Origin of the sequence: Pedobacter sp. (genome assembly GCF_035566355.1) — a bacterium.
Lineage (GTDB): Bacteria > Bacteroidota > Bacteroidia > Sphingobacteriales > Sphingobacteriaceae > Pedobacter.
Genome location: NZ_DATMRL010000143.1, coordinates 1 through 24,081, shown reverse-complemented (window position 1 = coordinate 24,081; position 24,081 = coordinate 1). Strand labels below are relative to the sequence as shown.

Below are 24,081 nucleotides of genomic sequence, written 5' to 3'. Positions count from 1 at the left end.
TATCCTTGCTGCAACAAAATGATAGAGAGCAGATAAGTAACTACCGAAGATAATCCCGCTGCCATGGTATAGAAACCAAAGGCCTTACCACGCTCTTTTTCGCCCCACCAGTTATTGATCAGCTTTGCCCCGGGTGCCCAGGCCATCGACTGAAAATAACCATTTAATGCCCAGAGCAGCATAATCATGGTCGCACTATTGGAAAAACTAATAGCAATATTAGTTAATATCGATAAGTAAGCCCCAACAGAAACCATTAATCTTGCACTCAGGCGATCGGCCAGGTTTCCATTGATCAACTGGCCTATAGAATAGCCGATCAACATCGAAAAACTAATCCAGCCTATAGTGGTATAAGGAATATGCAGTTCAGCAGCCATTCCTTTTACAGCCCAGCCAAAATTATGTCTGCCTGTATAAAAGAACAGGTAACAGAACATGGTCACCAGCAGCATTGTCCACTGCCGGAACCTAAATTTTTTATCCATTGGTTTGGTTTGTTTGCTGGTCTAAATTAATACCCACCCGGAGTGGTTTATATTCTACTGCATACGCAAAAGCTTCATTGGTATCGGCAAGACTAAACTCCATTGAAACCACCTTTTCAAAAGGAAATACCTGATGGTTTTTACTGATGAAATTCACCGCATAAACAAAATCTTCAAAATTGTAATTGTGCAAGCCCTTAATAGTAATTAATCTTCGAACAACAGATTCGGCATCAACCTGTACCTTGCGGGTATTAAACACAGCCCCTATCCATACCGCGGTTCCCCCTATCGCAAGTACATTGAGGCCATTTTCCATGGCATCGGCAGAACCGCTCATATCGAAGGCCACGTCGATACCAACAGGCAACTGAACAGTAGGGTCTGTTAATAAATGGGTTTCATTTGCACCAAAATCATTTGCCTGTTCAAGGCGCTGAAGATTGATATCTGCCATGTGAATAAATCTTGCTCCAGCATCTTTACACATGGCGGCGCAAACCATCCCCAGTAAGCCGCTTCCTGTAATGAGTATTGTTTTCCCCTGTAGGTTACCCGCAAGTCTCAGTGCACCTGCAACAGTAGCCACAGCACAATTAATAATGGCCGCAACTGGTAAAGGGACCTCTTTTGAAATTCCAAGAACAGCGGTACCTGGCTTAAGTATACAGTGCGTAGACAAGCCACCATGAAGTGCATCAGCAGCAGTTACCTGTGCGTGGCCATATTTAAACAGTCCGGTTCCCTTCTGGGGCATCCCCGCTCTGGACATCTCCGAATCCGGATCAGAAGAAAAAATACTCCAGGTTACCAGATCGCCTACATGCAGTTGATCTCCGAGATGGTCTTTTTGATCATGCCCATGAGCAAATGCCAGGATCTCTCCAACAATTTCATGTCCCAGCACCGTAGGTACTTTTTCCTGGCGCAAGCCACAGTAGGTATGTAAATCACTGCCGCAGATAGAGGTATATCGGTTTTTAACCAGAATCTCTCCGGGTTTCAAATCAGGGATATTCTGTTCCTGTAACGACATAGGTTGCCCATGCCCCTCAAAAATCATTAGTTTTGCCTTGCTCATTCTATTTTTTTTAATCCAGTTCCTGAATCCTTTAGGAGACCAGTGGCAGAAGCTCCATAAGGTCATTTATAATGTAATTGGGCTTGGCAGTTTGGAGTTGCACAGCCGTATGGGCACCTGTAGTAATACCAATACTCAGTCCACAACCTGCATTCTGCCCTTCTTCAATATCAATCGTTGAATCTCCAACCTTAACCACACTGCTGCTGTCCGTAATATCAAACTGTTTCATCGCAAACTCAATCATATCCGGCTGAGGTCTGTTTTCTGAAACATCAGAAGCAGTAACCAGCGCATCGAATTCTACACCTTCCTTCCATCCCAGCTTTTCAATAATCGAACTGGCTGTCGCTCTGTCATAACCTGTATTCAGAACAGCCAAAATATTCTTATCCCTCAGTGCCGAAAAAACGGCAGTAACATTCGGTTGAGGTAATATTTCCTCTTTAGCATAAGCATCAGTAAGGGCAACTATAAATTGATCATATATACTTGAAGTCAATGCCTCATCTATGATTCCGCCATAAGTAGAAAGCACAGAGCGGATGGCCTGCCTTTTTTCCTTACCAGCACCTTGTGCAAGCACTTGCTCCAGACTGAAGTCAAAGCCCGCATTATTGATGGCATTTTTTAGGGTTTTATAAACAAGATTGTCTTCATTCACTGTAGTTCCCGCCATATCGAAAACCACCATAGCTATTTTATTTTCTTTCATATTCTATTCAAATTCATTCGCACAATTACACAGACGAGTAAACGCAGGTTATTGTTTAGCAAAACTAAACATTTGTTTACATTTAAAACGAGGTAATGATGTTAAATTTATGTTAAGTTATAGAGTTATATGACTCATATATTGAAGAAAATAATGGAATAAAGCACCACTTTAATGGAAACCCTGAGTGCCTTCAAAGCTATTGTGATCTGATTCTCCACAGTACGTTTCGAGATCCCTAATTTTTCTGCAATTTCCTGATTGGATAAATTATCAAATCTACTGAGGATAAAAATTTCCCTGCACTTTTTCGGTAATTTTTTCAAAACAGCCTCAATGCTGTTTTCCATTTCAAGATAGCTGATTTTTTCCTCCCCATGATTCATCGCATAACCAGAATTGGGAATCGAATCATATTCCTCAACAAGCGTGATGGGATTCGCCTTTCCTTTTCTTATCAATTTATAAACCTGGTACCTTGATGCCATGCTTAAATAATTTTTAAAAGAAGAAATTTCCAGGCAATGCCTGTTGCGCCATATGCTTACAAAAATGTCATGCACCAGTTCCGTACAAGTCTCCTCATCTTTCAAGTACAGGAAAGATGTGGTATACACCGAAGACCAATACCTGTTAAATAACACCTCAAAAGCTTTGTTGTTATCCACCTGTATCTGCTTCCATAATTCTGAGTCGGAAGGTTGATCTTTTATCATACTGAATATAAATGTAGATTATTTCTGCTAAATACCTTTGCATAGTTAATCAATAGTTTTGCAAAAAGAAATAAGAAATATTTATGTGTGTGCTGCACAATATTTGGCACTATGTATATGATACCAAATATTAAAATATGTCCAGGAACGAGTTTATAAAACTTTTCGAAAAGTACAAGTCGGGGAATTGTTCGCCTGAGGAAAAGGAATTCTTAGACAATTTTAAGGATGATTACAAACTGGAAGATTATGAATGGACTCCGGAAATGGGCAATAAGGCCAAAATACACGAAATTTTATATGCCAGGCTGAAACAGGAAACCTTCCCTGAATGCAGCCCTGTACGCAAACTTCATCCAATCCTTCGCTGGTTATCCGTTGCCGCTGTTCTGCTCATAGCAAGTCTGGCCATTGCATTCTTTTACTACCGTACTGTTCAGGTCAGCAACCAGGAGGGGTTACTGGTTAGGTTTGAGACAAGAAAAGGGCAGAAAAAACAAATCACCTTAAGCGATGGCACTGTCATATGGTTAAACTCTCTGAGTTCCCTCACTTACGGGAAAGATTTCAATGAAAAAACCAGGGAAGTAAATCTAGTTGGTGAAGCCTATTTTGATGTAGCGCACAAGACCGACAAACCATTTAAAGTTCATACTGCAGATTTCAACATCAATGTACTGGGAACGGCATTTAACGTAAAAGCCTATCCAAATGACAAAACCTCTGAAACCACCCTGATTCGTGGTCTAATCAGCATGCAACCCACCAGTGGTAACAAAAAAACCATTACAATACGGCCTAGTCAAAAGATAATGTTTATTAAGAACAATCAACTAAAGTATTCTGATCATCATCCCGTCATTCAGAATATCATTATTAAGACCTACCAGAAAGTCCGGGATACAACCATAGTTGAAACGGCATGGACAAAAAATAATCTGGAAATATTTAACCAAAGATTTATTGATATAAAAAGCGTGTTGGAAAGATGGTTTGACGTGCAAATCATTTTTAAATCAGAGGAAGTAAAGAACTATGTATTTACAGGAACATTCACAAATGAAAGTATAATTGAAGTATTAAATGCACTTAAAAGAACAGGAAAATTTAACTATGAGATAAAAGAAAAGACCATCACCATATCAAAATAAAAGGACGGTGTTGAAGCCACCGCCCTTAATTTTTTGATCCTTATTAATGACAGTTACTGCGCAAACAATGTGCTGTCAAAAAATTGCTAAACCAAAAAACAAAAATATGATTAATTATTACTTCCACCAAAAATGGCCGAGAATAAGACCGTTTTCCAAATTCATTAGAATAATGAAACTCACCTTTCTCCTGGTATTACTGACCTGCCTTCATGTAACGGCAAGTGTATTCTCCCAGCAAAAGATTTCGCTTGATGTGAAAAGTATGAGTATTGAAAAAGTACTGCGGAAAATAGAGAAGCAAAGCAATTATCGTTTTGTGTACAGTTCAACTTTTGCCCCAGTCACAAAACAGGTGACCATTGAGGCTAAAGATTTATTGGTTACAGATGTATTAAAACAAATTTTAAAAGATACAGAGCTGACCTTTAGTATATCAAACAGCGGTTTAATCACGATTTCAAATCAAGAGCAGGCAACAAATGAACTTACGGTTTCCGGAATAGTTAAGGATACGACAGGTATCGCTTTACCTGGCGTTACCGTATTTATAAAGGGAACAAAAAAGGGTACCGCAACGGATGCCAACGGGAAATTCAGCTTAAAAGTCCCCGATCATGCTATACTGGTCTTTTCCCTGATCGGTTTTGAAACGGTAGAACTCCCCGCTTCCGGTTCATTAATGATGGTCACCTTAAAATCAGCGAGTAACAATCTGGATGAAATCGTTGTACAGGCCTATGGAACAACAACCAAACGAAAAACCACCAGTGCCATTGCTACCCTTGATATGACAAATGTAGCTCCTATTCCGGTTCAGTCCATCAACGACGCCGTTGCAGGAAGAGTGCCGGGCGTCATTGTTACTGCAGGTGACGGGGCACCGGGAACCAAAAGCAGTATATCCATACGCGGGCAAAGTCCCATTTTTGTTATCGATAATATTGTACGCTCAGCCAACGATTTTTCTAATTTAAATCCAAATGATATTGAAAGCTATTCCATATTGAAAGATGCTGGTGCCACTGCATTATATGGCAATCAGGGTGCAAATGGTGTGGTATTGGTTACTACTAAACGAGGAAAAGAAGGCGTAACAAGTATTGATTATTCCTACAATCAGATATTTTCGCAACCCACAATATTCCCTACAAAGATCAGTTCTTATGATCAGGCCCTCGCTTTAAACAGGTTGTATGCCGATGAAGGCAGAAGCCCTTTCAGATCTCCCGCCGATTTAGAGAAGCTACGCACCGGATCGGATCCGTTTAACTTCCCAAATACCGATTGGCAAGCCTTAACCATGAAGAATTTTGCACCAGAAATGCGGCATGATTTATCCGTTACTTCAGGCACTAAAAAGTTAACCTATTATGCAGGTCTTTCATATTATGACCAGGGAAGTATTTTAAAAACGGATCAAAACTACAATAAACGCACCACTTACCGTTTAAATACCACCAGTGAATTTGAGAAACTGAATCTTAAGGTAACAGCTGGATTAGATGGGTTCATAGAAAGCAATATTACACCTGGGCCTGGATTTGGAGCTATATACAGCCATATCCAAAACAGAGGTTCAGCGCAGCTGGCCGTTAACGAATTTGGTTTACCAACCACCCAGCCAGACAATCCGGTAAGAGAATTAGACCCTAAATCAGGGTATAATAAGGGTTTAGCCAAAATTCTAAACGCCAATTTAGGTTTAGAATATGCCGCTCATTTTTTAGATGGCTTAAAGTTTAAGGTCAACGGTGCCTATACCACCTACAATAATGTAAGCAAAAACTGGAACTACCTTGCTCCGGCTTATAACCTAAACAGTACTACACCGATCTATGGCAATGCACCAAGCTTAAGTGTAGGACAAGGCCAGGGAAGCACCTTAACCTTGCAAGGTTATGTGCTGTACAATAAAACCTTCGGAGACCACAGCATAGATTTTACCGGCGTCGTCGAACGTCAGAACGACCAGGCTTCAAACATTTCAGGAAACAGAAAAAATTATCAGATCATTTATGACCAATTGATTGCGGGCCCTGCCATTGATCAATCTGTAGGCGGAGGAGAATCTGAAGCAGCAAGAGCAGCATTGCTTGGCCGCTTAACCTATAGTTACAAATCCAGATATTCCATTGAGGGATCCATAAGACGCGACGGAGATTATTTGTTTGTTCCCGGCCACCAATGGGGTACTTTCTATGCCATTTCTGGAAATTATATCGTATCTGAAGAAAAATTCATGCAGTCTTTAAAAGATAAACACATTCTGGACTTTTTAAAATTAAGAGGCTCCTATGGCGTTTTGGGTGATAAGACAGGTGTTGGTGCCTTTGGATATGTTCCCTCTTACAGTATTAATCCAACAGCATATGTGGTTAATGGTAATTTAGTACAAGGCACTTCAGAACCGGGTAGTTTACCAAACAGCAACTATTCCTGGCAAACCATAGCCAGCAGAGATATGGCTCTGGAGTTCGCCACCTTAAACAACAGGCTAAGCGGTACGTTTGATTATTATTATACCCGCAGAACTGGTTTCGTGACTGGCGACCCTCGCTTTTCTCAAACATTAGGTATCGGTCTGCCACAGATCAATTTTACAGAAGGCGCATTGCGTACCGAAGGATATGATTTTAACATCAACTGGTCCAGCTCCATCCGTGATTTTACCTATAAAATCGGCTTAAATTTTACCCGTTACAATTCATTGTGGGAGCGTTATCCAGGTGATGATGAAGCAACCCTGAAAAACCCGTATACAAGAACAACGAATACAACAGGCGGCTATTTGCAAACCGGGTATTTCAACAGTGGTTTTTATACCTCAAATGATCAACTGTTAACAGGCCCCCGTCGCATCAGTTCTACCAATGTAGGTGCAGGCGACCTTAGGTATCAGGATCTTAATGGTGATGGACAGCTCAATGGTGATGACCAGAGAAGAATCGGAAGCAACACTTTTCCCCGTATCAACTATGGAATAACCATTGACCTCGGTTACAAAGGGTTTTCTTTTAGTGCTGTAGTTCAGGGTTCCGGCGATAGGGACCGTTATATTGGTAATGCCGTTCAGGGCTCAGATTTGCAAAATCAATTTTTTTATGCTTTTCAAACAGATTACTGGCGCCCGGATAATACCGATGCCCTTTTTCCAAGAGCTGTGAGTTCAACCTCAGTAAATGGAAATAATAATTATACCGCCAGCGATTTTTGGCTGATCAAATCAAAATATGTACGGCTAAAATATCTGCAATTAGGATATGATTTTAAGCAAGGTATGCTTAAAAAAGCGCCTTTCCAAAAGCTCCGTTTATTTATTTCGGGTACAAATCTGTTGGAATCATCAAACAGTACAAAATACTTTATCGACCCGGAATCAGATACCAACAATTACGGTTATCCTATTCAGCGCACTTTTGCAATCGGTTTAAACGTAGGTTTTTAGTTAAAAAAATTTAAAAGAAAATGAAAAAAAATATATTCATCATATGGTCTTTTGCGAGTTTACTCGTACTAAGCTCTTGTAAAAAAGTTCTGGATGCAGACCCCCTAAATCTAATTAGCCCCGATGTAGTCTGGAGCAGTAAAGCCAATGCCGAAACTTTTGTTTTTGCAACATATGGCATTATGAACAGTTATCGAAATGGCTTAGATCTAAGCACACTGGGCGATGCTTACACCTCAAATACCATAACTTCGGGGGGTACCGGCAATAATGTATTCCCGATATTTTCAGAAACCTTAACCAACCAAAGCGATTATGGTTTTAACAATTGGGGAGACATACGCCGTTGCAATGTCATTATCAAAAATGTAACCGAATCTGCCGGTATTGCTGATGGAGATAAAAAAACACTGGTTGCAGAAGCCAAGTTTTTAAGGGCAATGTCTAACTTTAATATTGCCAGAAGAACAGGCCGGATTGTTTGGATAGATAAGGTTTTGACAGAAAACGATAATCTTAAACTACCCAGTACAGCAAACCCTACAATAAGCTACGATTATATTATTAAAGACCTGGAAGATGCGGTGGCCGATATGCCGGCAACCAAAGTGAGCGGCAGGGCAAATAAATATACAGCAGCAGCATTTTTAACAGAGGTCTGTTTGCAGGCCCTGGCTTATAAGAACTATCCGGCCGCACCAAATGTAAACCCCGCAGACCCCCTGCTGGACAAGGTGATTGCCAATGCACAAATTGTGATGAGTGGCGGCTATGCACTGGAACCCGATTACGAAGGCATGTTTAATGAAACTAAAAGTACCTCCAATGAGATCATTTTTGCCATTTACAATAAGGCCATCAATACCACCATTCAAAGCACGCCTATGCAGAACATGGTACCTAATATTAAGCCCGAAACGATCATCAATTTTGGTGGCTCGCCATTGTTTAATAAACCTGTTCCTTTTGAGTGCTGGCCAGAAAACTTTCCTGCGCAAAACCTAACAGATGATTACTTAACTGTGGACAAGGCTGATCCGACTAAAGTACTACCCTGGAACCAGACTTCCCAATACCTCAATGCTGTAGACGAAAGCGTAAACGTAATAGCCCCTTTTGCTAAAACAGGTTTTCCGGATGATAAAACAGCCAAACTGAATAATGATGTTGTGGTAAAAATGGGACGTATTAAACCAGGCAGTACAGAAACCATGCTAACTTTAACCAATGAAAACAGAGATGCCAGATGGAAAGCGTCTATCATCAGTGACAATTCCTCTTTTTATGGCGAATTATTTACCACCTGCTTAAAAGGCAATTCAGGAAGGTTTCTGGGAACAATAAACGGCGGCGGATATGAATGCACTTTAAGCAACATGTACTGGCGCAAGGGCCTATACACCAATGTATCGCCCTCATACGTTAATACCGTCAGTACCGATTATCATTATGTTTGCATGCGTTTGGGAAGAGTGTATCTAAACCTGGCAGAGGCTTATTTGCTAAAAGGAGATGTAACAAATGCCGTTTTGAATTTGAATAAAACCAGAACTTTCCATGGCAAGCTTCCCGCCTCCATGGCCGGCACATTGGCCGATGCCTGGAAAGACTACAAAAGAGAAAGAAGGGTTGAACTTGTACAAGAGAATGATCACTATTATAGTTTATTGCGTTGGGGCAGATTTGGCGGTGATGCAAATGACGGCATTGCTCCCGGAGGAACCATCAGAGAACTCACCGAGCCCATGCGTGTAATGGATGTTTCCAAAGACCATAAATCATTTTCTATCGTAACAGGACCCTTTGGCAAGCAATATGACAGCAGAAAGTTCGAACCTGCCCGGAGATACCTGTTCCCAATTGCGCAAAGCTTTATCGATAACAACTCCAACTTCGGACCTCAAAACCCTGGCTGGTAATTAAAAACCCTTCATCATGAAAAGAAAATTTAAAATCATATCTCATCTGCTCGCCTTATTGCTGCTCGTATCCTTGTCTTCCTGTTTAAAAAAGGATTTGGTCGATTATCCATTGTCTGACGGTAACGAAATTACTTTAGTCAATGTAGAATACCGCTTTAACGGCAGTCAGACCATGAATGGCCAGCCTGTTGTGGCCTATCAAAAACTAGGCATTGTACAAACCATTGATAAAGCCAATTCGACTATAAACGTAGTGATCACAGTGCCGGATGCAAATGGTCAGTTTACCGCCGCAGAACGGGCAAAGGTGGTACAAACCAAACTCTGGTTCTATATGAACATATCAACCGCAGCCACCATTGTACCAACAGGTGGAACACCGGCACTTGGTGATCCCACAGATGCCACTAAGCCCCTGAAATACATCATTACAGCTGCAAATGGCACAAGCAGGGTCTGGACAATTAATGTGACAGCATTTAATAAATAACCTGGTTAGCGCGCTAAATTTGATTAGAGCCGTTAGAAATTAACGGCTCTTTTTTCTGCTAAACTCAGACCCCCTGGTAAATTCGTAACTTGTTCCTATAAAACCACCATATGCTTAAAACAAGATTAATTGTCTTTGCCCTGTGCATTTCTTTTCTATCCCAATTAAAAGCGCAGGTTTACAAAATCGACATTTTCAACACCCCGGTTAAACAAAAAAATGATATCCCAATGTCTGCTAAGGCACCTGATGGGACAATACTTTCAGCAAACAGCCAGTATTTTGAAAAAAACGGAAAACCCTGGTTTCCGCTCATGGGTGAAATACATTACAACCGTGTATTGCCCCGGGAGTGGGAAAAAGAAATCATCAAAATGAAAAGCGGCGGCCTATCCGTTGTGGCCACATATATCTTTTGGAACGAACACGAAACTGCAAAGGATGTGTGGGACTGGAAAGGAAACAAGGACCTTAAAAAATTCATCAGCCTTTGCCAAAAAAATCATATGTACGTTTGGTTACGCATTGGTCCATGGAGCCACGGCGAACAACTCAATGGCGGTTACCCGGACTGGATACAAAAAATGAAAGGCCACAGAAGCAATGATCCAGCCTATTTAACAGAATCGGCCAAATTATTTAACCAGATCAGCGAGCAAACCAAAGACCTGTATTTTGTGCAGGGAGGGCCAATTATTGGTGTTCAGTTGGAAAATGAATATGCCAGCGGACAGGCAGAGCACATCTCTAAGCTGAAAGAAATTGCTCAGCAAACACAGATCAATCCCGTGTATTGGTCAGTAACTGCGAATACCGTATTTGATGATAAAAAGATGGAGGTTATTCCATTGCAAGGCTCTTATCCTTACAGAGGCTGGGAAAAAGGTGGTGGCGGTGCAACCAAAGATTTTCTATATGGCAACGACCAATGGATCATGACCGATGCTTTGGGTAAAGTATTTTATGATGTAAACAGCTTTCCAAAAGGTTTATGCGAACAAGGTTGCGGAAGCCAGATGATGTTTGCCAATCGTTTCGTGGTTCAACCCGAAGTCGTGGAAGCGCATCTTCAAAACCAGATCGGACGAGGCATGAACCTTATCGGCTATTACATGTTTCATGGTGGTACCCAAACCCCGGGACTAAAAGAGCCGGGCCTTCCCGAAAGCTACGATTTTCAATCGCCCATAAGTGAATTCGGAATACTCAGACCATCCTATAAGTACCTGAAGGTCCTGCATACTTTTATTAATGATTTCGGAACCGATTTGGCTGTAATGCAGGTATATGAACCGAAAAATCCGGTACGAGATGAAATGGATACCCAAAACTTAAGGTATGTGGCCAGGGCAAAAGGCAACAGTGGATTTTTATTTTTGGGAAATACCCAGGTACGGGTAACCATGCCTGATAAAACGGTAAAAATGCAGGTGAATTTACCCGATGAAACGATCAATTTTCCTGAACTCATCCTTAAAGGCCAGACTACCGCGATATTGCCCTTTAATTTAAAAGCAGGCTCGGCAGTGATTAAATATGTAACCGCACAACCATTTGCAAGGTTGATAAATGGCAAAAACATCACCCTGTTTTTTCAGCAACTGCCGGGAGTAAAACCACAATTGGCCTTGGCTAAGGGTAGTGTTAGCCCCAAGGGTTTTAAAGGCTGGGTAACTCAGATAAAAAATAAGGAACTGCAGTTAACATCCAGTAACAACTCCGTTCTAAGTTTTTCAGATACCAATGGCAACAAGATCACACTCGTATTCTTAACCCGTAAACAAACTGAAAATGCCTGGCGGATCAAGTTAAAAAATCAGGATGCCTTGTTTATTACAGATGCGGATGTATTGGCTGAAAATGATAAAATCACCTTACAACAAGCTGGACAGGCCAATTTTAAGCTGATGGTTTACCCTAGGGGCTTGAATGCATTTACGAATCAAAAGATACAAGCATCTGCTCAGAAGACTGCGTTATTTGATACTTACCAGAAAAAAACACAAGTCTATATCCCAAAAGTATCTGTTCATTATCCTAAAAAAGAAACAGCTGTTGTCAGCTTACCCTCTGCGTTACCCAATAATCTAAACGATGTGATATTAAACGTTAATTATTTAGGCAATGCCTGTAAAATAACACAAAAGGACAAATACATTACGGATAACCTTTATAACGGAACGACCTGGGAAATTGCTTTAAAAAGATTTTCAAAGCAAAGTAATGTAGAGCTTAGCCTTATAGACTGGGACAATAAAACAACAGGTGTACCAGCAAATCTGGTTGAAGAAATAAAAACCAAAGGAACTATACTTAAAAGCATTAAAGCAGTGCCCCAGTACCAAACAGTATTTGCACTTAAAAATTGAAATTATAAACATGAAAAAATATCTTGCCGTTTTATTAGTAGGTTGCTGTCTGCAGGTCAGTGCTCAGGTCATTGATGTAACTAAGTTTGGCGCCAAACCCAACAGCTTTGCTGATGCAACTGAAAGTGTAAAGAAAGCTATTGCCGCTGCCAACAAGCAACCCAAATCGGTATTAAATTTCCCAAAGGGCCGATATGATTTCTGGCCAGATCAGGCAACCGAAACCCATTATTATATTTCGAACTCTTCTTCTGAGAAAGAATTTCCAATAAAAAGACAAAGGGTTGGCTTATTTCTAAAAGGGCAAAAAAACATCACGATAGAAGGTAATGGATCCGTATTTATTTTTCATGGCAAAATGATTACCTGGGTTTTGGACAGTTGTGAAAATATCAGCATCCAAAACCTGGCGATCAATTATGAACGTCCGGGTATGTCTGAGATGACTTTACAAGATTTATCAGCAAGCTCAATTACTGCAAAAATACATCCTGACAGCAAATTTGCTATTGTAGAAGGCCGGTTAGAATGGTACGGAGAAAAATGGACACCTAAAAATTATCATGCCGTTTTGGTACGGCCTGCCGAAGGAACTTTATTTTATAGCAACTGGACTCCTTTCCTGAATAGCAAAGCCGAAATAACAGCTCCGTTAACCGTAAAATTTACTGGAGATTTTTCAAAATTTAAGGGACAACAAGGTGACGTACTTACGATAAGAGATCCCTATCGCGATTATGTAGGCGCATTTAATAACCGCTCTAAAAATATCTCCCTGCACCATCTTAAAATGTACTCCATGCATGGATTGGGCATAGTATCACAGTTTTCTGAAAACCTAAGCTTTGACAGTGTTTATGTAGAGCCCGAAAAGGGAAGCGGTCGTGTAATTGCTTCATCAGCTGATGGAATGCATTTTTCTGGTTGCAAAGGACAGATCACCATCAGCAATTGCCGGTTTAATGGCTTACATGACGACCCTGTAAATGTACATGGCACCCATCTCATTGTAAGCGAAATCATATCGCCAACCGAACTGAAACTCCGGTTTATGCATCCGCAAAGCTATGGTTTTAATGCTTATATAGCTGGCGACAGCGTTGCTTACCTACATCCCGCTTCGTTACAGATCTTTTCACAAGGCATGGTTAAAACAGCAAAATTGATTAACGAAAGGGAGATGTTGGTAGAAATGCAAAAGCCTTTTAACACCGAGCTTAAAATCGGCGATGCATTGGAAAATATAACCTGGACACCATCCGTAACGATCAAAAACTCCAGATTTGAGCGTACCATATCCCGTGGAAATCTGATTACAACACGTCGTAAAGTAATCGTAGAAAACAACGTCTACTACAGAACCGGGATGCATGCCATATTGATAGAAAACGATGCATCTGGCTGGTATGAATCCGGAATTGTAACTGATGTAACGATCCGTAACAATCAGTTTATTGAATGTGGATACAATTCATTCCCCAATAATTACGTAATTAACATTAATCCTCAAAACCATCAACTGGTGCCAAAATACTATGTACACAAGAACATCCGCATAGAAAACAACACCTTTAAAGTTTATGATTACCCGATCCTCGAGGCCAGGAGTACAAATGGTCTCACTTTTATCCATAATAAAATTGAAAAATCAGATTTTATGCCGGCCGGGCAAAAAAGACCTGAATTTAATTTAACCGCCTGTACCGGCGTGAAAATTAAAGACAATCAGTTTGAAACAATAGGGTCGGTGATACAATTACAAAACATGGATAAGGGAGATATAAAAACCGATATAAAGAACGAAATCATACCGACTGTGAGAAAATAATGAATTAGAAAAGAGCATTTAATCATCAACCTGTCACTGGCAAAAACAAATTGTTTTATCCGATGTTATCAGGAACATAGAAATATGTTCCTACATTTATATTTCATTAACCACAAATTTCATCTCTATGAAAACAATCAAATTCTTTGCTTTTTTAGCAGTTATCCTTACACTTTCTTTCAGTGCCTTTTCACAAGACAAAACAGGACAGGTTTACCTGATTCGTGCTACAGGTTTTACTGGTTCTGCAGTCAATTACAAATTGTATCTTGATGGCCAGTTGGTTTGTAAACTAAAAAACAAATCCTACTCTATACATAACATCAGCGTGGGTGACCACACGATTAGTGTATCCAGCGGAGGAATATCCAACGGAAAAAAATCAACACCATTAAAGATTACAGTTGCTGAAGGTAAGGTAAACTATGTTAGCGTAGTGAGTACCCAGTCTGGTTATGCAAATAAAATAACTTGTCAGGAAATTACTAAAAACTCCGCTGATCCTCTTTTGGCAAAAGCTACTGAAAATAAAAACTGCTTAACAACAAAATAGAGATTGTTAATGGCCCCGATCCTCTCCAATTCAAATTAACATCACACAAAAAGAACGCAGTGCCTGTACAGGCACTGCGTTCTTTGTTTATATTGGTCAGGTTGCCCTTATTTAGAGTTTTTACCGGAAATCACAACCAGATTAACCGCCTCAGCCAGTTGTGCATCAAGATCAGGAACAGCAGCAAATAACGGCGTAGAAGAAGTGGTTTTCAATACGGCAAAGCGGGTTACATTTAAATTGCAGGCCTCTCCTTTTACCGATACATGGCGGTCAGCTGATCCACTTAATTTCAATGAAGACGCATCTTTGATCACCGTATACACATCCTGCGCAACTACATTCACCTCTACTTTTGCATTGTCTTGTGCAAAAACCTGGAGTACAGGCAAGTTAAACCGGCCAGTTGATTTTACAACAGCATTTTCAGAAGCATCAATTCTTTTCAAATCTTTCACGGTCAGATAAACAGTTGAGGCCTGGTCATCAGCAGCAGCAATAATCAACTTATTACCATCTCTTTTGAAAGAAATTTTAGCTTCTGGCTGATCTGTTTCCACACGGAAACTTTCTTTATTTCCCTGACGCAGGTAAACAGTTACATTACCTTTTACTTTGATCATATTAAATCCAGAAACAGCAGAGATTTCTGAAGGATTTTTGTCGCCTTCTTTTGCAAAAGTTGTAAATGCAGATGAAGTTAAAACGATAGCTGTTAAAGCTGTTGCGAATAAGGTTTTGATAGCGGTTTTCATATCTTTATGTTTTAAGTTTTTTAAATTCTCTTTGTACATAAGACGCCCTCACCCTCCAAACGTTGCAGTAGTTTTTGCGCTATTAGACCAACGGGAGTGTAACCATCGACGAACAGCCAAATATTCACGACCAGCCGCAAGTAATCTGAATAAGTTCTAAAAAACAGATCCTCCAAATGGTCAATATAGCGTCAGCATTAGCAAATCAGCATGTAGGTATTTTATGACCACCTCAATAAATTAGCGGTTAAATCACACAATATGGACTTGAAAAGAAACATCCTTATTCTGACTATCTTTCTCCTGGTGGGAAGTCACATTCAGGCACAATCACAGTTATCGTCCGATCTCCCTAAACTCCAGTCCGATTTTGTCAATTTGCAGTTTGGTGTAATGATCCATTTTAATATGGGAACCTTTACCGACGAAGAATGGGCCAGCCCAAACCACAATCCAAAAGAATTTAATCCTGCAAAATTAGATTGTAACCAGTGGGCTGATGCCTGTAAAGCGGCCAGTATGACTTATGGTATCCTGACCACCAAGCATCACGATGGTTTTTGTTTGTGGGACAGTAAGTATACCGATTATGATGTTGCCAACAGTTCTGTAAAAAAAGACATCGTTGCCGAATATGTAAAGGCCTTTCGCAGCCGCGGTTTAAAACCCTGTCTGTACTTTTCTATATGGGATCGTCACAACGGCGTAGAGAAGGGCGGCCCAAAAGAAGAAGAATTTGTAATAAACCAGCTCACCGAATTACTTACAAACTACGGAGAAATACCCATGATCATTTTTGACGGCTGGAATTGGAAACTGGGACACCGGGCCATTTCTTACCAACGCATTTATAACCATGTAAAAAAGCTGCAGCCCAATTGTTTGATCGCAGAGCACAACGGTAACAGCCCCTTACAAACGGATATTGTATATTACGAAGGGCCAAAAGGAATTTATCCAATGGGCAATAACATTTATCCATCTCAGATGGCACTTACACTTACCAATGGATGGTTCTGGCATCCTGGCGCCCCGAACCAGGTTAAAGACATCCATTATACCTTAGACAAATTGCAACGTGTGGTTCCATTATATTGTAATTACCTGATCAATATTGGACCCAATCGTGACGGTCTTTTCGATCAACAAGCAGTAGACCATCTCAAGACCATTGGCAAATTATGGAAACCCCTGTCCAACAGACTTCCCTTGCCTAAACAACCCATCATTCCACAGGAGTACATGGCTGCGAAATCCATTTCATCTTCTGATGGCCAGGCCTTCATAGAACCCGCAGGGCCGGCTGACCTGGGCTCTCCCATTCCGGATTTACTCCAACAGCGTACGGCTGATGTAATGATTGATGGAATAAGCGATCTGGTGGGAGACCGTGGCGGATTTGTGGCCTTTCAAACCTTCTGGAAATTTTCGCCAGAGAAGAACCGCTATATCATTCTTGATCTGGGCAAAGAAAAAACCATCAGTAAGTTCTATTATCTCCCAGCACAGCTGAAAGGCTATAGCGGGGTGATCACCAAATACGAATTATCCGTATCGACAGATCATCAGAACTACCAACAGATAAAAACAGCCGGATGGAATAAAACCAGCGATCTTAAAGTCACCACATTTGCGCCTATAAAAACCAGATACATCAAGTTACAAATTTTAGATGCTGTTGAAGAAGCAACAGTAAGCGAAGTAGGCGTGGGAAATTAACATTCCACGCAATTTGCCAGGGTAAAATTTTCAAAGAAATTCACCTCCCTTTAGCTTCTGACAATCAATTTAGTAGGCAGATACACCGTTTCAAAATCTTCCTCTTTGTTTTTAATCAGCGACAACAATTGCTTCGCCGCCAGTTTGCCTAATTCGTAAGCAGGCTGATAGATCGTTGTAGGCTGTCCAGAAAATATATCCGCCAGATCACTGTTGCAAAAACCAGCCAGCGGCACTTTCAGTCCAAGTTTATTTAACACCTTAATTGCCGCGGTCGTAAAAGAATCCGTTGTCGTAAAAATTGCCTCAGCATGCTGATGGTTTATAAAATTCTCTGTAAACAGCCTGGTGAGCTGTGCTTGCAATACTTCAGGATTAGAAGGATCACAATGCGCAATCAACTCCTCCCTTTGCTCTATTCCACTGTATTTCATGGCTTCCAGAAAACCATTTAACCTTTCCCTGCTTAAAAAAACTTCCTGCTTACAACTGATGACCAGGGTTCTTTTGATGTTCTGATCCAGCAGATACTGAGCAGCTTTAAAAGCACCCCCCGAATTATCAACAGCTATTTTGTGTGTTTGGATCTGATCACTGATGCGGTCAAATAAAACAACAGGAAAACCTGTTTCCTGCAGGTTCTTCAGGTAAGTCAGGTCCGTACTATCAAAACTCGGAGAGATCAGCAGACCATCCACCCTATTGCCCACCAGCATTTTCACACAATTCTGCTCGCTCGTAAAAGACCCCCTGCTCTGCATCACCAGAAACTGATAACCTGTATCGTTACAATGATCGTAAATCCCATTGATGATCTGGGTAATAAATGAACTGTCAATGGAGCAAACCACTACACCAATCGTTTGCGTTTTGCCATCTCTTAATCCGCTGGCAAACTTGTTCACCGTAAAATTGATATCCGCCGCATATTTCTTCACCCTTTTCTTTGTGGCAGAGCTGATCTGGTAATTGTCTGAAAGCGCCCTGGAAACCGTAGAAGTAGAGAGGTTAAGATCTTCTGCTATTTTCCTGATGGTCATATTCTGGCCACTTGCTTTCTTATTGTTTGCGCTGTTCATACCCGATGCTATTGATTGATATTTAAAGATAGGTATTCCGTTGGCATGCAACCATAATATTGCTTAAACGCTGTAGAAAAATAAGAAGGCGAATTGAATCCACACATATAGGCAATCTGTGCAATGGTGTACCGTTTAGACTGGATCAGCTCTACAGCCTTCTTAAACCTGATGCGCTTTACAAAATCAGTAGCAGACTCCCCGGTAATCGCCTTCAACTTTAAATACAGGTTAGACCTGCTCATCCCTATTTCCCGGCTAAACTTATCTACAGAAAATTCCGAATCTGACAGGTGCAACTCTATAATAGAAATGGCCTCTTTCAAAAACTCCTCGTCCAGTGTATTGAACGCAATATTCTCCGGTACAATTTCTTTACTGGTCGAATAATATTCTTTTAAGCGCTTACGAGAACGCAGCAAATTGGTCACCTTCGCGGCCAGTAAGGCTGTAGAAAATGGCTTGGTCACATAATCATCCGCGCCCATTTCCAGCCCCCTGATCTGCTGGCTGGCTTCATTTCTGGCGGTTAACAGGATCAGAGGAATATGAGAAGTATTGATGTTCTGCTTTACCCGTTTGCAAAAGTGCAAACCATCCAGTTCCGGCATCATCACATCACTTATAATCAGATCAAACTGCCGGATCTCCAATATTTCCAAAGCCATTTTTCCATCAAAAGCAATTTCAACCACATAGCGTTCCTGAAAATATTCCTGCAGATAGGCTAAGATTTCCTTGTTATCATCCACCAGCAGGATCCTGCTTTTTTGCGCAGGATCTTCATGTAGCAGAACAGGCTCCTCCTCCGTATCCTGGTACATCTCGTGGCTGTCTGGAATAGCTTCTTCATCTGTAACCATAGAAAGCTCATACAGGGGGCTTTCAGCTTTTGAATCCTGTTCATAAAAAACATCATTCATTGGGATGATCACGGTAAAAACACTCCCTTTACCTGGGCTGCTTTCTGCGGTAATCGTACCATGGTGCAGTTCCACCAGTCTTTTGGTAAAAGCCAGGCCAACACCAGAGCCCAGATTCATTTCCTGATTATTGACCTGATAGAAACGATCAAAAACCCTGGATAAATCACTTTCATTTATCCCTACACCACTATCCGTTATTTTGATCACGGCGAAATCGTTTTTTGTAGTGAGTTCAATGTCAATCCTGTCTTGAGCCCGGGTATACTTAAAAGCATTAGACAACAGGTTAAAGAGTATTTTTTCTATAGCATCATGATCAAAATAGAAAGAAAGCTTCGCATGCCCGGAGTGGCAGGTGTAATGGATCTGGTTCTTTTCCGACAAAGGTTTAAAAGAAACATAAATCTCGTGTATGAAACTAACAACATCACTTTTGCTCACTTTTAACGGCCTGGTCCCGGTTTCGGTTTTTCTAAATTCAAACAACTGATCTACCAGATTATACAATCTCCTGGCGTTAACCAGCATCATCTCGTATTTTTTAGATAAGGTCTTGTCGGCGGTTGGTTTTTGCATCAATTCTTCAAGCGGCGCCAGGATCAGCGTAAGCGGGGTTCTCAACTCATGGGAAACATTGGTAAAGAAGTCCATTTTTACCTGGTTGATGTAACTCACCTTTTCTTTGTCAATACGTTCTAATTTAAGCTGATGCAAGGCCTTGATGCGTTCTGAAACGATTCTATAAGCTATATAAGCAGCAGCCGTAACCAGCGCCAGCAGCAACAGGTAAAACCAGGTGGTGTTGTACCATTGGGGAAGGATAACAATACTGAGTTCTCTCACTGCACTAAACTCCCCGTTCGGACCCGCAGCCTTAATCTGAAAACGATAATCTCCGGGCCGCAGGTTACTGTAGCTTACCTTTAAATTGTCCGTCTTCTGCCAATCGGTATCGTAACCAACCAGCTTGTAATAATAGTGGGTCCTGTTGGAATACACGTAGTTAAAAGTGTTAAACAGAATACTAAACTGTTTAAATTCCGGCGCAAACCTCAACTCAGTCAGCTGGTCAATATGATTTCCAAGCAGTTGCGTCTCATCACCGGCCGAAACCGCTTTATTAAACACCTCCAGACCTGTGAATTTAAGGGATAAGGGCAGGGGCTTCTGTTTGATATCAGTAGGATAGAAATAAGAAATACCTTTAATACCTCCAAACAGCAGCATGCCGTCTGCAGCTTTGCAAAAAGCATAATCATTGAACTGGTTATTTTGAAGACCATCTGACTCATCAAAAATCTGGGCTGATTTGGTATCAGGATTAAACCTCACCAACCCACTGTTCGTAGAAACCCAAAGATTCCCTTCATCATCGGGCAGTAAACCATAAATAGTTCCTTTGATCAGGTCCTTATTGGCGTTGAAACTGACAAAGGTTTGCTTATTCTCGTTATATTGCCTTAAGCCTTCTCTGGTGCCCGCCCAGATTCTGTGTTTTTGGTCCTCGATAATACAGTTTACAATATCCTCACTTAGTTTTCCTTCCGTTGGATTATCGAACAATAAGTTATCCGGATAAAAAAGGGTGACCCCATTGGTTGTACCAATCCAGATCCGATGCTGACTGTCTTCAAACAGATAGGTAATATCATCTGAAGTGAGCCTTTTCCCCGCTTTATCCAGAAGGATATGTGTAAAAGTTTGGCTTTGCGGATTAAACTGATCCAGGCCAGACCTTGTACCTACCCAGACCCGCCCCTTGTAATCCCGGATCACACTGTACACCAAATCCCCGGCGATACTGTTCGGGTCATTTTCATTATGGCGAAACTGCTTGACCAGACCCGTTTGAGGATCCAGTACATTGAGTCCCCCGTTATGTGTTCCAACCAGTAGTTTTCCAGTTCCATCAAATGCTATCGCCTTGATGTTACCAGAGCCAAGACTGTTGCTCTTATTATCGCTATAGGCAAAATAATCAATGGTATTGTTTTGCCTGTCCCAGTAGTTTAGCCCTTTATCATTAGTCCCAATCCAAAAGTTCCCCTTCACATCTTGTTTTATCACGCTAATCACCTCATCATTTAAAGACAACTTTCCTGTATTCTGACTAAGGAGATTAAATTTGATATCATTTTTATGATAATAGTTTGCGCCACCATAATAAGTACCCAGCCACATAGCTTTTTGACGATCCTGAAATATGCAGCGCACAGAATTCTGGCTAATGGTATAGGGCTGTGAAATCTGATGAAAATAATTCTCAAATGCTAAACTGGAGGTGTTCAGGATTGATAAACCCCGAAAGGTTCCAAGCCAAATATTTCCGTCCACATCTTTTCCAACACATCGGATATTGTTATCTGCCACACTATTAACACCAGGCGAATGCAGAAAGAACTTTTTCTGTTCCGTTTCAACATTGTATTGAATAACTCCTTTCCCTTCGGTGGCTATCCAAAAAACATCTCCATCTATGTAGACATCATTAATTGGTGGCTTATCGGGTCCCAAATCAACCTTTACTAATTTATTTTTTGGGCCCGTCATTTTAAAAAGGCCAACCTCTGTGCCTATTAAAACCTCCTGCTTCCAGCTGCCAATATAAACTACTCTTTTAATGCCTGTATTAAAAGAATCATAGTTGACTTGCTTAAACTGAGACTCGCCTGCGCTCAACTTAAAAATACCACCAACAACGGAAGTAGCCCAGATGGTGTGCTGTGGATCTTCTGTGATAGATGAAACATACCATTCACCCAGGCTGCGGGGCAGTTTATAATTGACAAAGTTATCTGTAGCATAATTGTAACAACTCACGCCCTGGTTGCCCCCCGCCCATAAACTCCCTTTATGATCTACAAATAGCGTACGGATATAATAAGACTGGATACTTTTCGGATCTGATTTTACGGGCCTGTAAATCTTAAAACCCTTACTGTCATATCTGCTTAAGCCATCCTGTGTCCCCATCCAGATAAAGCCCAGGGTATCCTGCTTAATGGCAAAAATGGTACTTTGTGAAAGGCCTTTATTGATAGAAATATTCCGAAAATGCCTTTCTTTAACCTGAGCCTGACCAGTCAGGCTCAGCACCAGCACAATGGCTAACAATAAACTTCTATACAACATAAAGACCCTTTATAAATATTCTTCTCACAACCTGACCACAAGTTCCTAATTATTTTCCTGATAATTAAATGTTTGAAACATTTAGGGCTGCCTGTCAAATTTGGCAACATCAGGTAATTCATCCACCACCTCTTTTTTGTTCAATGTGGTTCCATTCATTTCCAATAACATAGAACTTCCCACGAGTTGTGGCCTATAATCTTTTCCAAGAAAATGAATTGGCAAATTGCCATAGCTGAATAAAGACGGATGCTGTTTACCTGAAATTTGCAAGGCCGCTGGTTTGGTGCCGTCCAGCTGCGCTTGAATATCCCACTCTCCTATTTCCAGATGATACAGCCCATTACTGGCCGACAAAGTTTTAATCACTTCAGCCTGACCATCCTTAATCTGGATCACCGTTAAAAACCTGAATTTCTGTGCCGGCAGAGAGGTAATACCTGCATGCCATTGGTCTTTAAACTCTTTGATGTTTCCATTATCGTCAGTTACTTTATTCCAGTTTACTGCAGTTTCATAAAACTTGTTATGCACAGTTAAGTTTAAAGCTGCATTTGCAAATACGCTGGCATTTACCTTGCCCAAATCGGTTTTTACGCCAAAACTTTGTTCGTTAGTATTGCCGCTTTTTTGTGTTTCGATCTCGTCATATGGCGCATGAAACTGTGTAGTCCATTTTACAGGCTTATTCGCTTCCAGCTCATCGTACAGCAAAATATAGCCCCCTTCCAGTTGCAGCATATGCCTGCGATAAAGCGTTACACCGCTTTCACCATAACCATTTGTTTTGTCGGGCCTTACGTTAATCTGCTTAAACCGGTCCAGCCAAAATTCACTTTTAACATCGCCATACGCATTGCTGGCATCACCCAGTGCATACTGAATGTTCTGACCCGACATTGCCCTGGGTATCCAGCCATAGCCCTCTTCTCCAATTTTTTGGTTCAAGCTATCGGCTAAGATCGTGTTATAGGCTTTTGAGCTGCGATAATACAACAGGTTATGTTTGTCGCTAAAATTGCTGTAATAACCCGTCCCTCCAAAAATAACTTTGCCTTTATAATTAATCGTAAAAGCATTTTGGGAAGCATGACCATGTCCCGAAGAACCAAAGGGGCTGCTGAACAAATAACTGCTCAGGCTTTTATCTGCATGTGCCAGATCTTCATGCATCGCCACCACACCAACATCCGCAAATTTCCGGGATTTGGGCAGTTGAGCCGGAGATGTTTCCTGGAGTTTGTTATTGGGTTTATAATTGAGTAAACGGAACAACAAAAAATCGTCAGTACCATGAAAATACCCGGGATTTCCTGCCTTAATTCCGGCAACATACCAATTTAAATAAGGGTTACTTTCTCTAAAAGTCAATGCATCGGCAAACCAGGCTTCTCCTTTAACTACTGTAGGAATGTTTTCCCACATATCCCCTATGGCTGTACTGGCCGAACCCACCGGATGCGTGTACAACATATAATAAGGCAGGTTTTGCATCCAGGGCAGTTTGAAATAATCCACACCGCTAAAATCCCCGAACATTTGCGAGAGGTAAATAATAGACTTAAAATTAACTCTGAAATAGCCATTACCTTCATGCCAGCCACCATCTGTGGTGCCCAGAACAGGAAAACGTGCCGACCAAACCTCATACATATAGGTTAACCATTCTTTAGCCTCGGGCACATCGTTTATGACCGCTACCGTAGCAA

At 41.1% G+C, this 24,081-nt stretch carries 16 protein-coding genes; 8 read left to right on the top strand and 8 right to left on the bottom strand.

Annotated elements, in window-relative coordinates; translation table 11 throughout:
* The 4 genes from VNZ46_RS05685 to VNZ46_RS05670 form a co-directional block, all read right to left on the bottom strand.
* On the bottom strand, positions 1-488 hold a 488-nt coding region (locus VNZ46_RS05685; RefSeq protein WP_325559149.1), incomplete at its 3' end, for an MFS transporter.
* Entirely contained in the window at positions 481-1,569 is a 1,089-nt protein-coding gene (locus VNZ46_RS05680; protein ID WP_325559148.1) for a zinc-binding dehydrogenase, read from the bottom strand. The genes VNZ46_RS05685 and VNZ46_RS05680, both read right to left, overlap by 8 nt.
* A gap of 31 nt (positions 1,570-1,600) precedes the next feature.
* On the bottom strand, positions 1,601-2,284 hold the full coding sequence (locus VNZ46_RS05675) for a phosphonatase-like hydrolase (RefSeq protein ID WP_325559147.1): 684 nt from the start codon (positions 2,282-2,284) through the stop codon (positions 1,601-1,603).
* A gap of 134 nt (positions 2,285-2,418) precedes the next feature.
* Complete coding sequence (locus VNZ46_RS05670; protein ID WP_325559146.1) at positions 2,419-3,000, bottom strand: RNA polymerase sigma-70 factor; 582 nt, start codon at positions 2,998-3,000, stop codon at positions 2,419-2,421.
* A gap of 137 nt (positions 3,001-3,137) precedes the next feature.
* Here VNZ46_RS05670 and VNZ46_RS05665 point away from each other — a divergent pair, with 137 nt between their 5' ends.
* From VNZ46_RS05665 to VNZ46_RS05635, 7 genes are all read left to right on the top strand, one after another.
* Positions 3,138-4,151, top strand: coding sequence for a FecR family protein (locus VNZ46_RS05665; RefSeq protein ID WP_325559145.1), 1,014 nt, complete (start codon positions 3,138-3,140; stop codon positions 4,149-4,151).
* A 172-nt stretch (positions 4,152-4,323) separates the two neighbouring features.
* Entirely contained in the window at positions 4,324-7,599 is a 3,276-nt protein-coding gene (locus VNZ46_RS05660) for a TonB-dependent receptor (RefSeq protein ID WP_325559144.1), read from the top strand.
* 20 nt (positions 7,600-7,619) lie between these two features.
* The gene (locus tag VNZ46_RS05655) at positions 7,620-9,518 is read left to right on the top strand and encodes a RagB/SusD family nutrient uptake outer membrane protein (protein WP_325559143.1); all 1,899 of its coding nucleotides are present in this window, start codon (positions 7,620-7,622) and stop codon (positions 9,516-9,518) included.
* 16 nt (positions 9,519-9,534) lie between these two features.
* Positions 9,535-10,011 carry a DUF5018-related domain-containing protein gene (locus VNZ46_RS05650; RefSeq protein ID WP_325559142.1) on the top strand — a complete coding sequence of 159 codons (477 nt, stop codon included), beginning with the start codon at positions 9,535-9,537 and terminating at the stop codon, positions 10,009-10,011.
* A 110-nt stretch (positions 10,012-10,121) separates the two neighbouring features.
* The gene (locus tag VNZ46_RS05645) at positions 10,122-12,380 is read left to right on the top strand and encodes a beta-galactosidase (RefSeq protein WP_325559141.1); all 2,259 of its coding nucleotides are present in this window, start codon (positions 10,122-10,124) and stop codon (positions 12,378-12,380) included.
* A 10-nt stretch (positions 12,381-12,390) separates the two neighbouring features.
* Complete coding sequence (locus tag VNZ46_RS05640; protein WP_325559140.1) at positions 12,391-14,208, top strand: right-handed parallel beta-helix repeat-containing protein; 1,818 nt, start codon at positions 12,391-12,393, stop codon at positions 14,206-14,208.
* A 127-nt stretch (positions 14,209-14,335) separates the two neighbouring features.
* On the top strand, positions 14,336-14,761 hold the full coding sequence (locus VNZ46_RS05635; RefSeq protein ID WP_325559139.1) for a DUF2846 domain-containing protein: 426 nt from the start codon (positions 14,336-14,338) through the stop codon (positions 14,759-14,761).
* A 107-nt stretch (positions 14,762-14,868) separates the two neighbouring features.
* Here VNZ46_RS05635 and VNZ46_RS05630 read toward each other — a convergent pair whose 3' ends face one another.
* A complete protein-coding gene (locus tag VNZ46_RS05630) occupies positions 14,869-15,516 on the bottom strand; it encodes a GIN domain-containing protein (RefSeq protein ID WP_325559138.1) in 648 nt (215 codons plus the stop codon).
* A 261-nt stretch (positions 15,517-15,777) separates the two neighbouring features.
* On the opposite strand from VNZ46_RS05630, the gene VNZ46_RS05625 reads away from it, so the two are divergent.
* Positions 15,778-17,235: an alpha-L-fucosidase gene (locus tag VNZ46_RS05625; RefSeq protein WP_325559137.1), complete on the top strand. Its 1,458-nt coding sequence runs from the start codon at positions 15,778-15,780 to the stop codon at positions 17,233-17,235.
* Between the two features lie 50 nt (positions 17,236-17,285).
* On the opposite strand, the gene VNZ46_RS05620 is transcribed toward VNZ46_RS05625, so the two are convergent.
* From VNZ46_RS05620 to VNZ46_RS05610, 3 genes are all read right to left on the bottom strand, one after another.
* Positions 17,286-18,314: a LacI family DNA-binding transcriptional regulator gene (locus tag VNZ46_RS05620; RefSeq protein ID WP_325559136.1), complete on the bottom strand. Its 1,029-nt coding sequence runs from the start codon at positions 18,312-18,314 to the stop codon at positions 17,286-17,288.
* An 8-nt stretch (positions 18,315-18,322) separates the two neighbouring features.
* A complete protein-coding gene (locus VNZ46_RS05615) occupies positions 18,323-22,372 on the bottom strand; it encodes a two-component regulator propeller domain-containing protein (RefSeq protein ID WP_325559135.1) in 4,050 nt (1,349 codons plus the stop codon).
* An 81-nt stretch (positions 22,373-22,453) separates the two neighbouring features.
* Positions 22,454-24,081 (bottom strand): DUF4962 domain-containing protein (locus VNZ46_RS05610; protein ID WP_325559134.1); only part of this gene is annotated, 1,628 nt, incomplete at its 5' end.

What these genes read in the sequence shown, in the direction of transcription:
- VNZ46_RS05670 (WP_325559146.1), bottom strand. Translation starts at nt 3,000, where the DNA reads ATGATAAAAGATCAACCTTCCGACTCAGAATTATGGAAGCAGATACAG.
- VNZ46_RS05675 (WP_325559147.1), bottom strand. Translation starts at nt 2,284, where the DNA reads ATGAAAGAAAATAAAATAGCTATGGTGGTTTTCGATATGGCGGGAACT.
- VNZ46_RS05645 (WP_325559141.1), top strand. Translation starts at nt 10,122, where the DNA reads ATGCTTAAAACAAGATTAATTGTCTTTGCCCTGTGCATTTCTTTTCTA.
- VNZ46_RS05630 (WP_325559138.1), bottom strand. Translation starts at nt 15,516, where the DNA reads ATGAAAACCGCTATCAAAACCTTATTCGCAACAGCTTTAACAGCTATC.
- VNZ46_RS05635 (WP_325559139.1), top strand. Translation starts at nt 14,336, where the DNA reads ATGAAAACAATCAAATTCTTTGCTTTTTTAGCAGTTATCCTTACACTT.
- VNZ46_RS05650 (WP_325559142.1), top strand. Translation starts at nt 9,535, where the DNA reads ATGAAAAGAAAATTTAAAATCATATCTCATCTGCTCGCCTTATTGCTG.
- VNZ46_RS05615 (WP_325559135.1), bottom strand. Translation starts at nt 22,372, where the DNA reads ATGTTGTATAGAAGTTTATTGTTAGCCATTGTGCTGGTGCTGAGCCTG.
- VNZ46_RS05680 (WP_325559148.1), bottom strand. Translation starts at nt 1,569, where the DNA reads ATGAGCAAGGCAAAACTAATGATTTTTGAGGGGCATGGGCAACCTATG.
- VNZ46_RS05660 (WP_325559144.1), top strand. Translation starts at nt 4,324, where the DNA reads ATGAAACTCACCTTTCTCCTGGTATTACTGACCTGCCTTCATGTAACG.
- VNZ46_RS05655 (WP_325559143.1), top strand. Translation starts at nt 7,620, where the DNA reads ATGAAAAAAAATATATTCATCATATGGTCTTTTGCGAGTTTACTCGTA.
- VNZ46_RS05625 (WP_325559137.1), top strand. Translation starts at nt 15,778, where the DNA reads ATGGACTTGAAAAGAAACATCCTTATTCTGACTATCTTTCTCCTGGTG.
- VNZ46_RS05620 (WP_325559136.1), bottom strand. Translation starts at nt 18,314, where the DNA reads ATGAACAGCGCAAACAATAAGAAAGCAAGTGGCCAGAATATGACCATC.
- VNZ46_RS05665 (WP_325559145.1), top strand. Translation starts at nt 3,138, where the DNA reads ATGTCCAGGAACGAGTTTATAAAACTTTTCGAAAAGTACAAGTCGGGG.
- VNZ46_RS05640 (WP_325559140.1), top strand. Translation starts at nt 12,391, where the DNA reads ATGAAAAAATATCTTGCCGTTTTATTAGTAGGTTGCTGTCTGCAGGTC.